The organism is Shewanella septentrionalis (assembly GCF_025370265.1).
In the GTDB taxonomy this organism is placed as follows: domain Bacteria; phylum Pseudomonadota; class Gammaproteobacteria; order Enterobacterales; family Shewanellaceae; genus Shewanella; species Shewanella hafniensis.
Map to the genome: position 1 here is coordinate 1 of NZ_JAMTCC010000013.1, position 16,319 is coordinate 16,319.

Annotated in this window: 11 protein-coding genes; 4 read left to right on the forward strand and 7 right to left on the reverse strand. The window is 47.3% G+C overall.

The genetic code is table 11. From position 1 onward, the window contains the following. Positions 1-36: 36 nt before the first annotated feature. Both ansA and sppA read right to left on the reverse strand, forming a co-directional pair. Positions 37-1,050, reverse strand: a complete 1,014-nt coding sequence (gene ansA, locus NE536_RS09130; RefSeq protein WP_261272502.1) for an asparaginase — start codon at positions 1,048-1,050, stop codon at positions 37-39. A gap of 137 nt (positions 1,051-1,187) precedes the next feature. Further along, positions 1,188-3,035, reverse strand: coding sequence for a signal peptide peptidase SppA (gene sppA, locus NE536_RS09135; protein ID WP_261272503.1), 1,848 nt, complete (start codon positions 3,033-3,035; stop codon positions 1,188-1,190). Between the two features lie 165 nt (positions 3,036-3,200). On the opposite strand from sppA, the gene NE536_RS09140 reads away from it, so the two are divergent. Beyond that, on the forward strand, positions 3,201-5,219 hold the full coding sequence (locus tag NE536_RS09140; RefSeq protein ID WP_261272504.1) for an oxidoreductase: 2,019 nt from the start codon (positions 3,201-3,203) through the stop codon (positions 5,217-5,219). Positions 5,220-5,369: 150 nt separating this feature from the next. Beyond that, on the forward strand, positions 5,370-5,852 hold the full coding sequence (locus tag NE536_RS09145; RefSeq protein ID WP_261272505.1) for a YciI family protein: 483 nt from the start codon (positions 5,370-5,372) through the stop codon (positions 5,850-5,852). Positions 5,853-5,889: 37 nt separating this feature from the next. On the opposite strand, the gene yfaE is transcribed toward NE536_RS09145, so the two are convergent. The 5 genes from yfaE to ubiG form a co-directional block, all read right to left on the reverse strand. Then, positions 5,890-6,324: a class I ribonucleotide reductase maintenance protein YfaE gene (yfaE, locus tag NE536_RS09150; RefSeq protein WP_261272571.1), complete on the reverse strand. Its 435-nt coding sequence runs from the start codon at positions 6,322-6,324 to the stop codon at positions 5,890-5,892. A 37-nt stretch (positions 6,325-6,361) separates the two neighbouring features. Then, a complete protein-coding gene (gene nrdB / locus NE536_RS09155) occupies positions 6,362-7,492 on the reverse strand; it encodes a class Ia ribonucleoside-diphosphate reductase subunit beta (protein WP_028759863.1) in 1,131 nt (376 codons plus the stop codon). A gap of 83 nt (positions 7,493-7,575) precedes the next feature. After that, the gene (gene nrdA / locus NE536_RS09160) at positions 7,576-9,864 is read right to left on the reverse strand and encodes a class 1a ribonucleoside-diphosphate reductase subunit alpha (protein ID WP_261272506.1); all 2,289 of its coding nucleotides are present in this window, start codon (positions 9,862-9,864) and stop codon (positions 7,576-7,578) included. 525 nt (positions 9,865-10,389) lie between these two features. Then, complete coding sequence (locus NE536_RS09165; protein WP_261272507.1) at positions 10,390-11,061, reverse strand: HAD family hydrolase; 672 nt, start codon at positions 11,059-11,061, stop codon at positions 10,390-10,392. Between the two features lies 1 nt (position 11,062). Beyond that, on the reverse strand, positions 11,063-11,773 hold the full coding sequence (gene ubiG / locus NE536_RS09170; RefSeq protein ID WP_106650580.1) for a bifunctional 2-polyprenyl-6-hydroxyphenol methylase/3-demethylubiquinol 3-O-methyltransferase UbiG: 711 nt from the start codon (positions 11,771-11,773) through the stop codon (positions 11,063-11,065). A gap of 385 nt (positions 11,774-12,158) precedes the next feature. Here ubiG and gyrA point away from each other — a divergent pair, with 385 nt between their 5' ends. Beyond that, entirely contained in the window at positions 12,159-14,909 is a 2,751-nt protein-coding gene (gene gyrA / locus NE536_RS09175) for a DNA gyrase subunit A (RefSeq protein WP_261272508.1), read from the forward strand. A gap of 135 nt (positions 14,910-15,044) precedes the next feature. Continuing rightward, positions 15,045-16,136 carry a 3-phosphoserine/phosphohydroxythreonine transaminase gene (serC, locus tag NE536_RS09180; RefSeq protein ID WP_006086766.1) on the forward strand — a complete coding sequence of 364 codons (1,092 nt, stop codon included), beginning with the start codon at positions 15,045-15,047 and terminating at the stop codon, positions 16,134-16,136. Positions 16,137-16,319 lie beyond the last annotated feature (183 nt).

Consider the following 16,319-nt stretch of genomic DNA (forward strand, 5'->3'; position numbering starts at 1 on the left):
ATTGTGCAATAAGGGAAATATTTAAAGACTATGGCGTTAATCTATGCTCAGTTCACCGACTAGATTTTGCAACATGGCCGCTTTTATCTCGGCTGGCTGCAAATTTTTAGATAGTAAATAATGCAGTTTAGCTAAGGCTGCTTCTATAGTCATATCGGCGCCACTGATCACGCCAGCTTTAGCGAGCGCATTACCCGTGGCGTAGCCGCCCATATTCACCTTACCTTGGAAACACTGGGTAAGATTCACCAGCACTATGCCACGTTCATCCGCTTGCCTTAAGGTTTTGAGTAAGGCCGCATCCTGCGGCGCGTTACCCACACCAAATGTCAGTAGTATGAGGGCTTTAACCGGCTGCTGCAGAATGTTCTCAAAAATCTGGGTCGAGATCCCCGGATACAAGGTCACCACACCGACAGGCTGCGGACTGATATGCGCCACTTCCAATGGGATATCGTTGGCAACAGTGATTTTGCCTGCGCGCAGATTGATTTTAATCCCAGCTTCAAGCAGTAGCGGGAAGTTAGGCGAAGCAAAAGCATCGAAACCGTCGGCATGGGCCTTCGTCGAGCGATTGCCCCGAAAGAGTTTGTTATTGAAGAATAAACACACTTCTGCGACCGGATAATTGGCCGCAATATAGAGTGAATTTAATAAATTGGTTTGACCGTCTGAGCGCAGTTGGGCGAGGGGAATTTGTGAGCCCGTTACAATCACAGGTTTTGACAAACCTTGCAGCATAAATGACAGCGCTGAAGCCGTATACGCCATGGTATCTGTGCCGTGGAGGATCACAAAGCCATCGTATTTATCGTAATTAGCTTGTATGTCATCAGCGATCATCTGCCAATCAGTCGGCGCCATATTGGAAGAGTCGATAAGTGGGCAATATTCGTGGATAACGAATGTCGGCATTTCTTCATGGTAAAACTCGGGCATAGATTGCACGCACTGAGTCAGGAATCCCGCAACGGGGACGAAGCCGTTATCGGTTTTTTGCATACCTATGGTGCCGCCTGTATAGGCAACATAAATGGAGCGTTTAGTCATTCTTGTCGTTTTCTTAGCTTCAAGTGGCCGAATTATACGATTTAACTGACATAAACCCAATAAAAAAGCCCGGAGATCCGGGCTTTGTCTTTGTCATCATCTTGAAGTTGCGAGCTGCAACCTAGACGCTGGCAGATTTAGTTCATCATGTTGCAAGTATCGCAGTAGATGTAGACGTTATTTGGATCATCAAAAGAGGTTAACGTTTTCAAGCTGCTGGTCCATTGCGCTAGCATTTGCTCTAACATCGATGACTGGCTGAGTGAGGCGGGCAGGTAGCTCGATACTGAGGCAAACATCTGTTGCATTAAGCGTTGCTCGGGTGTCAGTTCTTGTTCGATAACGCGGGTATCAAATAGCGTCATATCAGCGAGTTTAGCGGCTTTAGCAATCGCCTCATCTAAATCACCCAGTTCATCGACTAAGCCAAGCTCAAGGGCTTTTTTACCACTCCACACTCGGCCTTGGGCAATCTTATCGACTTGTTCTATGGTCATCTTGCGTTCTTTAGCGACCAGCGAGATAAAGTCTAAATAGCCACGTTCAATATGACGTTGGATAATCGCTTCAACTTGCGGTGACAGCGTGCGCGTCACAGACAATCCCGCCCATTCCGACGTCGATACGCCATCGGTATGTACGCCTATACTGGCCAGAGAATCTTCGAAGGTGGTGATCATGCCGAAGATCCCAATCGAACCCGTGAGTGTGGTTGGCGTTGCGAAGATGTAGTCGGCACTGGCCGAAATCCAGTAACCGCCCGATGCGGCCAAACTGCCCATGCTGACGACAACAGGTTTGCCCGCTGCTTTAAGTGCCAGTAATTCTTGACGAATTTGCTCCGAGGCAAAGGCGCTACCGCCAGGGCTATCGACGCGCAGCACTAAGGCTTTAACGTGTTTATCGAAACGTGCCTTACGTAGCAGCTCGGCAGTGCTTTCGCCGCCAATTTGGCCAGCAGGTTGAGTGCCGTTCAGAATCGTACCGCTTGCGACAATAATGCCGACACTGTCTTGCTCAACAAAGCTTGGCAATGGCGTCACTAAGGTTAAATAATCATAAAAACTCACCTGCTTGAAACTGTCACCGCTGCTGGCTTTGCCCACGGTTTCTAGCATGGTTTGACGAAAATCTTCCGTGGTAGCTAAGCTATCAACCCATTTCATGTTGATGGCCATTGCCGCAGAGTCACCATTGGCTTTATCGAGCTCGGCCAAATAAGTGGTTGCATCGGGTACCAGTGAGTTAGGCTCAATATTGCGATTGCCTGCGACAGTCTGGGTGTAGCTTTGCCATACATCCGCTAAAAGCGCACTGCTGGCTTCGCGAGCGGCGTCGGACATATCGTCACGCATGTAGGGTTCAACCGCAGATTTAAAAGTCCCTACGCGGAAAATATGCGCTTTAACTTTGAGTTTATCTAAGGCCGATTTGAAGTACTGGTTGTACATACTCAGGCCATCAAGCGACACGCCGCCTTGGGGATTAAGGTAAATGGTGTCGGCAAAGCTGGCGAGGAAATATTGATTTTGCTCGTAGTAATTGCCGATGGCGACCACTTTTTTGCCGCTTTCTTTAAAGCGGTTAAGTGCATCTCCGATAGATTGCAGCTTGCTGATCCCGGCACGTTTCAAATCGGCTAGATCAAGTACTAGGGTACTAATCCTTTGATCTTGCGCGGCATTGTCAATTACATACAGCACATCGGCTAGCAGGATTTCCCCATCGGCGTTGGCATTTTGGCCTTGCTTGAATGCGGCTTCTAAGGGATCAACCTGTTGTTTCTGATCGACAATCGAGCCGGCCAGATTAAGCACCAGCGCCGAGTTGTCTTCTACTTGGATATCTTCGCTGCTGCCAATGGAGATGATAATGGCGGCTAAGATGCCAAAAAAGATCAGATTGAGGATCAGTTTACGCGTCACGTTGAGGGTGTGCCAAATAAACAAACATATTCTCTTGAAAAACGATGGGTTAGCGGACATCTGCCACTCCTTTATAAGTCCAATCTGCCCATGCTAACTGAAAATGGCGCTACAGGCTAAACACAATTGTAAAGGATTTTGACTGATGGCCTCGATCCAACGGTTGAGCTTAGATTTGACTCAAGGTATGCTGATTTAAATCACTTGTTTTAAAAGGATGTTTGAATGTCGTTTCCCCATTTATTAGAACCCTTAGATCTGGGATTTACCCAGCTCAAAAACCGCGTGCTTATGGGCTCAATGCACACAGGTTTGGAAGAAGAAAAGGGCGGATTTGAGAAACTGGCAGCGTTCTACAAAGAACGTGCTCTGGGCGGTGTAGGTTTGATTGTGACGGGAGGTATTTCCCCTAATCTTCGTGGCCGCCTTACGCCCCACGCTTGTCAGCTGAGTTTTCCTTGGCAAGTCGGTAAGCATCGCGTGGTCACGCAGGCTGTGCATGGGGCGGGCGGTAAGATCTGTATGCAAATTTTGCATGCGGGCCGCTACGGTTATCATCCTTTTTCCCAAGCACCGAGCAAGATTAAATCACCCATTACACCTTTTACGCCGTCTGCTATGTCTAGTCGCCAAGTACGCTCGACCATTAAGGATTATGCCAGCTCAGCCGCCCTTGCCAAGAAAGCTGGTTACGATGGCGTCGAGGTCATGGGCTCAGAAGGTTATTTGATCAATCAGTTTGTCAGTGCGCGCACCAACACCCGCACCGATGAATGGGGCGGCGCGTTTGAAAAGCGCGCGCAATTCCCAATTGAGATTGTTAACGCGATACGGGCAAAAGTCGGTAAAGACTTCATCATTATCTTCCGTTTATCTATGCTCGATCTAGTGGATAACGGCTCGACTTGGGATGAAGTGGTGCAGCTCGCCCAGTGGTTAGAGCAAGCTGGCGTGTCCATTTTGAATACCGGCATTGGTTGGCATGAAGCGCGTGTACCGACCATTGCGACAAGTGTGCCCCGCGGCGCCTTTGCGTGGGTGACTGAAAAACTCAAACAATCAGTTTCTGTGCCCTTAATTGCGACTAACCGCATTAACACCCCTGAGATTGGTGAGCAGATCATTGCCTCTGGTCAAGCTGACATGGTGTCGATGGCAAGGCCTTTTCTCGCCGATCCTGAGTTTGTCAATAAAGCCGCGGCGAACACACCAGAGCTGATTAACACTTGTATTGGCTGTAACCAAGCATGTCTTGACCATACTTTTTCACTCAAGCGCGCGACCTGCTTAGTGAATCCTCGCGCCTGTTATGAGACTGAAATCAACTTCTTACCCACAGCAAATAAAAAACGTATCGCTGTGATGGGCGCAGGTCCTGCGGGCATGGCATTTTCTGTTTATGCCGCCATGCGTGGCCATGATGTTGTCTTGTTTGAAACGAAATCCGAGGTGGGTGGACAGTTTAATCTCGCCCGTAAAATCCCAGGAAAGGAAGAGTTTAACGAGACTATCCGTTACTTCATCAATCAAATTAAGCTGCATAAGGTGGAGCTGAGATTAAACACTCGCCTCGATGCCAGCGTATTGGCGACCGAAAAATTTGATGAAGTAGTGATAGCGTCAGGTGTTGTGCCGCGTGATTTAGTCTTACCCGGCTTTGATGACCCACGGGTGGTCGATTATCAAAAAGTGCTCTCGGGTGAAGTGACTGTCGGTAATACAGTAGCCTTGATTGGTGCTGGCGGTATCGGATTTGATATGGCGCATTACTTATGTGAGCGCCAATCTAGCACCTTGGACCCAGATAAATGGCTGCAACAGTGGGGCATAGATAAAACTTACCAGCATGCGGGCGGCCTAACAGAACCACATTCCGACAATACCGATCATCGTAAGGTTTATTTACTGCAACGTAAAACGTCGAAGATGGGCAAGGGCTTAGGTAAAACCACCGGCTGGATCCACCGTCTTGTGCTTAAGCAACATGATGTGAAGATGAAAACAGGCGTGAGTTACGACAAGTTTGATGACGCGGGTTTACATATTCGCGTTGGCGAGCAAGCAGAAGTATTGCCAGTGGATAATGTTATCCTCTGCGCTGGCCAAGAATCGAATCGCACTTTGGTGGATGAGATGAGAGCGACAGGCATGCCAGTGCATTTAATTGGCGGTGTCGATGTCGCCGCAGAACTTGATGCTAAACGGGCGATTCGCCAAGGTGCCGAACTGGCGATGCGTTTATAGTCATTTTCAAAAGCCCATATAGCATCTAAAGCCTGAGTCTTAATCAGGCTTTTTTATTGCCTTTTCAACATAGTTGCCGCAAATACGCTAAGGTTTAAATGCTTAAATTAAGCACATAACTCGCCCATAACCCACGCAGAGGGAACCGCTATGCAGCTTAACACTGTCTTTAACGCTAAGATCACCATCAGCCTTATCACTTGCCTATTATGTGGATTAATGGTGAGTTTTTCGGCCCACAGTACTCCACCGTTTGACGAGCAGCGTGCTAAAAATGCCGGTGCCGATGAATACGGTATGAAGCACTATGTAATGGCTTTTTTAAAGCGGGGCCCTAATCGGGATAGAACACAGGCACAGGCCGAACAATTGCAAAGGGCGCATTTGGACAATATCACCCGCCTTGCCAATGAGGGCAAATTAGTGCTGGCGGGGCCCTTTTTACACGATGGCGAATTACGCGGTATTTATGTCTTTGACGTTACAACGGTTGAAGAGGCAAAAGCCTTAACGGAAACCGATCCTGCAATTCAAGCGGGCAGTCTAGTGCTGGAATTATTACCTTGGTATGGCAGTGCGGCGCTGACAGAGGTCAATGAGCTGCATAGTGTGATGGCGAAAAAAGACATTTAAACCGCTAGGCTCAATTAGCCCCTATCAGACTCAGAGGTTATTTTTCGCACACTTCGATGAATGTTGGCGAGACTTGCTGCTTTGAACCGTGGGATATAGCGCTCTGTGTTGGTGAATGGCCTTTGCGGCCCATGTGTTGTGACCCTTTGGCTGCATAGGTGACGACAGCTGCCCCTTCAGGTGATAGATCCAGCTCTAAATCTTCGGTTGGTACACAGCAGCAGGGCAAACATTCATCATGTTTGAGTTCGGCTAAGGGTTCGTTTAAGTAGCTGACTTTTCCGCTGATGACGCGTGTTTTGCAGGCACCGCAGAAACCATTGCGACATTCTGAGAAGATTTTGACTTTTTTGGCTTCGAGCGCTTGCAGCAAGGTGCCTTGTTGCTCGGTAAAGAGCAACACAGGTTGGCCTTGAAGGCGCACGATTGGCGCCTTCGCAAACAGGTTTTGTGGCCGTTTTTTCGATGTCACTGTTGTAATGCCATTTTTAACGTCACTGTTGAGCGTCTTAGAGATCGAAGTCGAGGAATTCATCGCCATCAACCGCTGAGTCGATTTGACCGACTAGGTATGAAGACACTTCCACTTCTTGAGGCGCGACTTGCACAGCATCGCTTTCTAACCAGTTTTTCATCCAAGGTAATGGATTGGTTATTTCAGGATAAGGTTGTGGCAGATTCACCGACTTCATCCGTTGGTTAGTAATAAATTCAACGTATTGGCAGAGTATCTGTTCATTCAAACCTATCATAGAGCCGTCTTTGAACAGGTATTTGGCCCATTCTTTTTCTTGCTCTGCGGCCTTGAAGAATAAATCAAAGGCTTCCTGTTGGCATTCTGCGGCAATTTCACCCATTTCTGGATCGTCTTTACCGCCTTGCATTATGCTTAAAATATGCTGAGTGCTGTTTAAGTGTAAGGCTTCATCACGGGCAATAAGGCGAATGATTTTCGCGTTACCTTCCATCAGTTTACGTTCAGCAAAGGCAAAGGAGCAGGCAAAGCTAACATAAAAACGAATCGCTTCTAGGGCGTTGACTGACATCATGCACAGGTACAAAGCTTTTTTCAGGGTGCGGGTGTTGACTATGACTTCTTTGCCATCGATAACATGGGTTCCTGCACCGAGTAAATGGAATATCTGAGTCAGTTGGATCAAGTGATCGTAGTAAGCGGCGATATCGGTCGCACGGCTTAAGATTTCTTTGTTCACGACGATATCGTCGAAGATCACTGAAGGATCGTTAACAATATTGCGAATGATGTGGGTGTATGAGCGCGAGTGAATCGTCTCAGAGAAAGACCAAGTCTCAATCCAGGTTTCTAATTCAGGCAGTGACACCAGCGGCAAAAAGGCCACATTGGGCGAGCGGCCTTGAATCGAGTCGAGTAGGGTTTGGTATTTCAGGTTCGAAATAAAGATGTGTTTTTCATGATCAGGCAATGCACCGTAGTCAATCTTATCGCGACTGACGTCTACTTCTTCCGGGCGCCAAAAGAAAGATAACTGCTTTTCTATCAGTTTTTCGAACACTTCATATTTTTGTTGATCGTAACGAGCCACGTTGACCGATTGACCTAAAAACATAGGTTCACGGGTGGCATCGTTGGGTGTTTGACAGAAGGTAGAGTAGGCCATGGTGCTATTTTCCAATGGATAGGGATCCACTCAATCGGGATCCCTATACTTTTTATTTGTAAGAGCCGCGTTAACGTTAAAGACTAGATTTTACACGCGCCGCCGGCGCAACCGTCGTCTTCTTTCTCTAAATTGGTGATGTCATCGTGTGAATCCGACGCACCATCGCGAGTGTTATGGTAGTAAAGCGTTTTCACACCTAACTTGTAAGCATTGAGCAAATCTTTCAGCAGGGTTTGCATCGGTACTTTACGGCCTTCAAAACGTGAAGGGTCGTAGTTAGTGTTAGCCGAAATCGCTTGGTCAACGAACTTCTGCATGATACCCACTAGCTGTAAGTAACCATCATTACTTGGCATTTTCCATAGCAATTCATAGCTATCTTTCAGCGTATCGAAATCAGGTACCACTTGTTTTAGCTGACCGTCTTTGCTCGATTTCACGCTGATAAGACCACGTGGTGGCTCGATACCATTGGTCGCATTGGAAATTTGCGACGAGGTTTCTGAAGGCATTAATGCCGACAGCGTCGAGTTACGTAGGCCATATTGCTTGATATCGCTACGCAGTGATTCCCAGTCTAAGTGCAATGGTTCAGCACAAATTTTATCTAGGTCACGTTTGTAGGTATCGATTGGCAAAATACCTTGAGAGTATGTGGTCTCGTGGAATAACGGACACGCACCTTGCTCTTTGGCCAAGTTCATTGAGGCTTTCAGTAAATAGAACTGAATCGCTTCGAAGGTTCTGTGGGTCAGATCGTTCGCGCTGCCATCGGAATACTTCATGCCATTTTTCGCTAAGTAGTTAGCGAAGTTAATTACGCCTATACCTAAGGTACGGCGATTCATCGAGGCAAGTTGTGCTGCCTTGATAGGATAATCTTGATAATCCAGCAGATTATCCAGTGCGCGTACCGCGAGGTCGGCTAATGGTTCAATATCAGATAATTCTTTGATTGAACCTAAGTTGAGTGCTGATAACGTACAAAGCGCGATTTCACCATTAGGATCATCGATGTTGTTCAATGGTTTTGTCGGCAGGGCGATTTCAAGACACAGGTTAGATTGTCTGATCGGCGCGACTTTAGAATCGAACGGGCTATGGGTGTTGCAGTGATCCACGTTCTGAATGTAGATACGGCCGGTTGAGGCGCGCTCTTGCATCATCAGTGAAAACAGCTCAACTGCCTTTATGGTTTTCTTACGAATACTGCTGTCTTGCTCGTATTGCAGATATAAACGTTCGAATTCGTTTTGATCTTCAAAGAACGCATCGTATAAACCAGGTACATCTGATGGGCTAAACAGGCTGATATTTTCGCCCTTGATCAGACGTTGATACATGACTTTGTTCAACTGCACACCGTAGTCTAAGTGACGGATACGGTTATCTTCAACGCCGCGGTTATTTTTCAATACCAGCAGAGATTCGACTTCTAAGTGCCAAATCGGGTAGAAGAGGGTCGCAGCACCACCACGCACGCCGCCTTGAGAGCAAGACTTAACTGCGGTTTGGAAATACTTATAGAAAGGTAAACAACCGGTGTGGAAGGCTTCACCACCACGGATTGGGCTACCTAAGGCGCGAATACGACCAGCGTTAATACCGATACCCGCACGTTGACTGACGTATTTCACAATCGATGAAGCTGTCGCGTTGATTGAATCTAAGCTGTCACCACATTCGATCAGTACACAAGAGCTGAACTGACGTGTTGGCGTGCGCACACCAGCCATGATTGGCGTTGGCAGCGAAATCTTAAAGGTCGATACCGCGTCATAGAAATCTTTAACGTATTTCAGGCGCGTTTCTTTTGGATAACGGGCAAACAAACAGGCCGCGACCAAAATGTAGAGGAACTGCGCGCTTTCGTAGATTTCGTGCGTCACACGGTTTTGAACTAAATATTTGCCTTCAAGCTGCTTTACCGCTGCGTAAGAGAAGTCCATATCGCGCCAATGGTCGATATAGGTATCCATCACGTCGAGTTCTTCGCGGCTGTAATCCTGCAGAATGTGCATGTCATACTTGCCAAGCTCAACTAACTTAGTCACGTGAGTATACAGTGCTGGCGGCTCGAATTGACCGAAGGCCTTCTTACGCAAATGAAACACCGCTAAACGGGCGGCGAGGAACTGATAGTCCGGTGATTCTGGAGAAATTAAATCCGCTGCCGCTTTGATAATGGTTTCATGGATGGCTTCGGTTGGGATGCCATCGAAAAACTGTAGGTGCGAGCGCAGTTCAACTTCAGAAACAGAAACGTTTTTTAATCCCTTGGCTGCCCAAGTAATTACGCGGTGTATTTTTTCGAGATCGATATTCTCACGATCGCCACAGCGTTTTGTGACTGTCATAGTGCTATTCATTTGGAGATAGGCCTTGGTTCTTATATCTATTTAGGTGAGCAAGTTCACCGTACGTATCCTTGTAAAACAATCAATAACCGTCCCTTAAATACAGCTGACTGGTTGAAAACGAGTCAATTAAGCGGCGAACTTCTAGTGTGTCTGATTGCTACCTATACACAAGATATGGTGTTTTAAATTATCTGGGATACAAGATAGTGAGGTTTGACCCTATTTGCAAGTCTGAATTCAGGGGACATCTTGTGGATAAGTTGAGGATAAGCCTTAGCGTTAGTAACGACTAACCTTGAAGCTCAATTTCAGGTTAGCGTGTCGCACTCATGGGGGATTTTTAGGCGATCTTTTCTTTAGATCGCGATAGCGCACAAGTGCCGATCTTTTATCCGCCGACCTTTCGCAGCCTGATTTTATTCGCAGGTAAAAAATCAGGCAAACATACATATGTGCGTCTGCATAGTCACTTTAGTAAAAGGTTTATCTTCGAGTGCAAAAGTGAAGTTTGTTAACCATTTTATGGGCGAGTTTTCAGGCGAATGCGTCGGCTAATGCCTGATGTAACTCAGTAGGGCTGGCAAAGTGTGCGTGAGCTGGCCACTGAGATGGCTTGTCGTTAACACCCAGATAACCCCATAGGGCAACGCCGCCTAACATGCCCGCCGCCCTAGCTGCCAACAAATCCCGCTCAGCATCCCCAAGATACAAAATGTGCTCAGGTGCGCAGTTCAGTTGCTGTGCGCCTAACAACATAGGTGCCGTGTGGGGTTTTGGGTGTTTGGTTGAATCGCCACTGATGATAACGGGCATACGTAAGTGTAAATTCAGTTTTCGCAATAAGGGACGGGTAAAGCGCGCAGGCTTGTTGGTGACGATCCCAAATGGCAGCTGCATTAACTCGAGCCAGTCGAGTAATGCTGCAATGCCTGTGAATAGCGCACAGTGATCGCCATTAATGCGCTGATAGTGGGCGAGCAGCCCTTGTTGAACTTGAGTACGAAGATCATCCGCCGCATTGGGTATCGCCGCATCGACTAAGGCAAAACTGCCGTGGGATGCGGCGTAGCGCATGGCCGCTAACGGCTGCGCGGCGATGCCGACGTCTTGAAGACTTAAATTAAGGGCCTGCACCAGATCCGGCGCGGTATCGGCTAAGGTGCCGTCGAGATCGAACAGTACGCCTTTGATCTGTGCCAGACTCATATCAATCAACCTTACGCGTCGCGATCATGTAATTTACATCAACCTTAGGCGTGTATTTGAAAATGCCCGTCAACGGGTTGTAGCTGATGCCTAATGCATCGGTACAGATAAGATCGGTATTGTCCACAAGCTCAATCAGCTCAGAAGGCTTAATGAATTTTTTATGCTCGTGGGTGCCAACTGGCAGCATCTTCAGTAAATATTCTGCGCCGAGAATCGTGTGAACGTAGGATTTAATGTTGCGGTTGATGGTGGAGAAAAACACAAAGCCACCGGGTTTGACCATGTCACAGCAAGCTTTGATCACAGATTGTGGATCGGGCACATGTTCCAGCATTTCCATGCAGGTCACAACATCGTAATAAGCTTGATGATCTTGGCTGTGGGCCTCGGCGGTATTTTTTACATAATTTATGCTTACGCCGGTTTCGAGGGCGTGAAGGCGGGCGACTTCGAGGGGCTCATCACCCATGTCGAGACCATCAACCTCGGCGCCGATGCGGGCCATGCTTTCAGATAAAATCCCGCCGCCGCAACCGACATCGAGCACTTTCTTGCCGAAAATACCGCCTGCGGTTTGATCGATATAGTTTAAGCGCAGCGGGTTTAATAGATGCAGCGGCTTAAATTCGCCGTTGAGATCCCACCACGTTTCGGCCATACGTTCAAACTTTGCGATTTCCTGTGGGTCCACATTGGTATTCTGATGCATGCTATTACCTGAAGTAGCGTTATTGTGCGGCCATTATAACGACTATGTTTGATAAACAAAGTGTTCGACTAAGCTAAGCCCTTGTGGTTGAGTGAATTTTCAGCAGTTTTCTGGCTTTATGTTAATTGTTGTGCTCTGTATCTATCTTTTACTTCATCCCTTTGACGATTTTTTCTCATCCTAAGCTGCGAATTCCAATGCTTGTTTATCGTTCAAACGACCAAATTGACAGTGTTTTCATCTATTAAGCCACCAGACTCTCAATTCGATAAGGATAGGTCTGGCGACATTAAATAACTGTGTTAGAATGCCAAATCACGTTTTTGGGCTAGGCAATGATACGGATTATACGTTGTCGGCTATTTTTCAGGGGAACGAGCAGTTTATGACTGATCTGGCATCATCTATTTCGCCAATTAATATCGAAGACGAACTAAAGAATTCGTACCTTGATTACGCCATGAGCGTTATCGTGGGACGTGCATTACCAGACGTGCGCGACGGCTTAAAGCCGGTTCATCGCCGCGTTCTGTTTGCCATGAGTGAATTGAAGAACGATTGGAACAAGCCTTACAAAAAATCTGCCCGTGTGGTCGGTGACGTCATCGGTAAATATCACCCCCATGGTGATTCTGCTGTTTATGACACTATCGTTCGTATGGCCCAGCCATTCTCACTGCGTTACACCTTAGTAGACGGCCAAGGTAACTTCGGTTCGGTCGACGGTGACTCAGCGGCGGCAATGCGTTATACCGAAATCCGTATGGATAAGTTAGCGCATCAATTACTCGCCGATCTTGAAAAAGAGACAGTGGATTTCGTCCCTAACTACGACGGCACTGAACAAATTCCCGCCGTACTACCCACACGCGTACCTAACCTGTTAATTAACGGTTCATCGGGTATTGCGGTCGGTATGGCAACCAACATCCCACCACACAACCTAACGGAAGTGGTGAAAGGCTGTTTGGCATTGATTGAAGAACCTTCACTGTCGATTGAACAGTTGATGGAATACATTCCAGGTCCGGATTTCCCAACGGCAGCAATTATCAACGGTCGCAAAGGCATTATTGATGCCTATAAAACTGGCCGTGGCCGCGCGATCATGCGTGCACTGGCAGATGTGGAAACCGAAGATAATGGCCGTGAGCGCATTATCGTCACTGAAATCCCGTATCAAGTGAACAAAGCCCGTTTAATCGAGAAGATTGCCGAGCTGGTTAAAGATAAAAAACTTGAAGGGATCAGCGGTCTACGCGACGAGTCTGATAAAGACGGTATGCGTATCGTTATCGAAATCAAGCGCGGTGAAGTGGGCGAGGTGGTATTAAACAACCTGTATGCTCAAACACAAATGCAGTGTTCTTTCGGGATTAACATGGTGGCTCTGACTAATGGTCAGCCTAAACTGTTTAACCTTAAAGAAATGCTCGAATGCTTTATTCTTCATCGCCGTGAAGTGGTAACGCGCCGTACCGTATTCGAACTGCGTAAAGCCCGTGAACGCGCCCATATTTTGGAAGCCTTAGCGGTTGCTCTGGCTAACATCGACCCGATTATTGCACTGATCAAAGCCTCACCCACGCCTGCGGATGCCAAAGTGAAATTGGTGGAGCAAGGTTGGGAATTAGGCCACGTTCAAGGCATGCTTGAAAAAGCGGGTGACGACGCCGCGCGTCCTGAGTGGTTAGAGCCACAATATGGCATCCGCGACGGTCAATACTTCCTGACTGAGCAACAAGCTCAGGCGATTCTGGAACTGCGTTTACACCGTTTAACTGGTCTTGAACACGATAAGATCATCGCCGAATACGAAGAACTGCTCGAATTTATTGCGGGGCTACTGTTTATTCTGCGTAGCCCTGAGCGTTTGATGGAAGTCATCAAGGAAGAGTTAGAACTCATTCTTGAAGAATACGGTGATGCACGCCGTACTGTGATCAATGCTAACGAAGTCGATATGAGTCTTGAAGATCTTATCAACGAAGAAGACGTTGTGGTCACACTGTCGCATTTAGGTTATGCCAAGTATCAACCGTTAACCGATTACCAAGCTCAGCGCCGTGGTGGTAAAGGAAAAGCGGCAACTAAGGTAAAAGACGAAGATTTCGTTGAAAAACTGTTAGTTGCCAATACCCATGACACCATTTTGTGCTTCTCTGACTTTGGTAAAATGTACTGGCTTAAAGTGTATCAATTGCCATTAGCGAGCCGTACGGCACGTGGTCGTCCAATTGTTAACTTGCTACCTTTGGCTGAAGGTGAACGCATTACGGCGATTCTGCCAGTACGTGAATACGCCGCTGATAAATACATCATCATGGCGACTTCACACGGTACTGTGAAGAAAACCGCTCTGACTGCTTATAGCAACCCACGTGCAAACGGTATTATCGCCGTTAACCTCAAAGACGGTGACCAACTGATCGGTGTCGATATCACGAACGGTGATGACGAAATCATGTTGTTCTCGAACGAAGGTAAAGTGGTTCGCTTTGGTGAGAAAGTCCGTGATTCTGAAACAGGCGAAGTGAAACTCGATCCAGAAACCGGTGAAGAAGTCTTGTCCTTACGTCCTATGGGCCGTACTGCAACGGGCGTTCGTGGTATCCGTTTAGAAGAAGGTCAAAAAGTCGTGTCGCTTATCGTACCTAAAGGTGATGGCGCGATTCTGACTGTGACTGAAAACGGTTACGGTAAACGGACGCAACTCTCTGAATACCCTGCGAAGAGCCGTGCGACTAAAGGTGTGGTTTCAATCAAGGTGAGCGAGCGTAACGGCGCAGTTGTTGGCGCAGTGCAAGTGGGTCTTAACGACGAACTGATGCTCATCAGTGATAAAGGCACCTTAGTGCGTACACCAGCGGGCGGCGTGTCTATCATTGGCCGTAACACCCAAGGTGTGACGATTATCCGCACCGCGGGCGACGAGAAAGTGGTTGGCCTGCAACGTATCGACGAAATCCAAACTGATGAAGATGAAGTCGAGCTGGATGAAAACGGTTTACCGATTGTTCCTGTCATTATCGAAGGCGAATTAGCCGACGAGGCGCTTGAAGAAGCGCTGGATGACGAAGAAGAGTTGGACGAAGATGAAGACGAGCTTGCTGATGATGAGCAAGACGAAGAGTAATTAAGTGTCATATTAATGAGCGTCCAATTGGACGCTCGTTTTTTTAATGGCATTGATTGTTGGTAGCATTGTTCGTTTTAGAATGGTTTCGTTTTATCAATACATACATCATGGTTGGGATTAAGGAGAGTGTCAGTGAGCGCGATTTATAATTTCTGTGCTGGACCTGCAATGTTACCCGCAGCGGTAATGAAAAAAGCACAACAGGAATTACTTGATTGGAATGGCCAAGGCGTTTCCGTGATGGAAATCAGCCACCGAAGTAAAGAGTTCATCGCGCTGACCGAGCAAGCCGAGTCCGATTTACGTGAACTGATGCAGATCCCTGCAAATTACCATGTGCTATTTATGCACGGCGGTGGTCGCGGACAGTTCTCTGCTGTCGTGAATAATTTTCTCGGCGAGCAGGGTAAAGCCCTGTATTTAGTCAGTGGCCAATGGTCATCTGCCGCGTTAGCAGAAGCGCAGAAACTAGCGGGTGAAGCACAGATTGATAGTCTGAACATTGTTGAAAAACACAACGGACTCAATGCCGTTGTCCTACCTGACTTACATAAAATCGATGCCGATTATCGCTATGTTCACTACTGTCCCAATGAGACAGTAGATGGTATCGAAATTTTTGACGAATTAGACTCACCATGGCCGATTGTTGCCGATTTATCGTCAACAATCATGTCCCGTGAGATCGACGTCAGCCGCTACGGCTTGATTTACGCCGGTGCGCAAAAGAACATAGGCCCATCGGGTCTGTCGATAGTGATAGTACGCGATGACATGTTAAAACTGCCGAGTTTACCGCAGTCGTCCATCATGGACTATCGTCTAGCCGTCGAGCATGATTCTATGTTCAACACGCCACCAACCTTTGCTTGGTACCTTGCCGCTGAAGTCTTTGCTTGGCTGAAATCGACTGGCGGTATTTCGAGTATTGCGAAAATTAATCAACAAAAAGCGCAGATGTTGTATCAATGCATTGATGGTAATGCTTTCTACCGTAATGGTGTTGTTGCAGCGAACCGCTCACAAATGAACGTGACCTTCCAGTTAGTCAACGAAGCGCTCGATGGTGAGTTCTTAAAGCAAGCCCAAATAGCTGGACTCGTTGCCTTAAAGGGCCATCGTATCGTAGGTGGCATGCGTGCTAGCCTTTACAATGCGATGCCACTCGATGGCATAGTTGCCTTGGTCAAGTTTATGAACGAGTTTGCGGCTAAACATAGCTAGGCTTAGCTATATAGTCACTCTCTAGCTTGCGGCGCTTAGCGCCTAGGTTTTGCTGCCTGCACATAAACGTTATGCTTATTGAATGTTTATCATCAGCTAGCCATTCCAAGTTAGCTATCCAAAGTTAGATATCCCAAAAGCGAATGCTCAAATGCATTCGCTTTTTTGTTGGCTGTAATTTAT

What these genes read in the sequence shown, in the direction of transcription:
- NE536_RS09165 (WP_261272507.1), bottom strand. Translation starts at nt 11,061, where the DNA reads ATGAGTCTGGCACAGATCAAAGGCGTACTGTTCGATCTCGACGGCACC.
- ansA (WP_261272502.1), bottom strand. Translation starts at nt 1,050, where the DNA reads ATGACTAAACGCTCCATTTATGTTGCCTATACAGGCGGCACCATAGGT.
- sppA (WP_261272503.1), bottom strand. Translation starts at nt 3,035, where the DNA reads ATGTCCGCTAACCCATCGTTTTTCAAGAGAATATGTTTGTTTATTTGG.
- nrdA (WP_261272506.1), bottom strand. Translation starts at nt 9,864, where the DNA reads ATGAATAGCACTATGACAGTCACAAAACGCTGTGGCGATCGTGAGAAT.
- NE536_RS09145 (WP_261272505.1), top strand. Translation starts at nt 5,370, where the DNA reads ATGCAGCTTAACACTGTCTTTAACGCTAAGATCACCATCAGCCTTATC.
- gyrA (WP_261272508.1), top strand. Translation starts at nt 12,159, where the DNA reads ATGACTGATCTGGCATCATCTATTTCGCCAATTAATATCGAAGACGAA.
- NE536_RS09140 (WP_261272504.1), top strand. Translation starts at nt 3,201, where the DNA reads ATGTCGTTTCCCCATTTATTAGAACCCTTAGATCTGGGATTTACCCAG.
- nrdB (WP_028759863.1), bottom strand. Translation starts at nt 7,492, where the DNA reads ATGGCCTACTCTACCTTCTGTCAAACACCCAACGATGCCACCCGTGAA.
- ubiG (WP_106650580.1), bottom strand. Translation starts at nt 11,773, where the DNA reads ATGCATCAGAATACCAATGTGGACCCACAGGAAATCGCAAAGTTTGAA.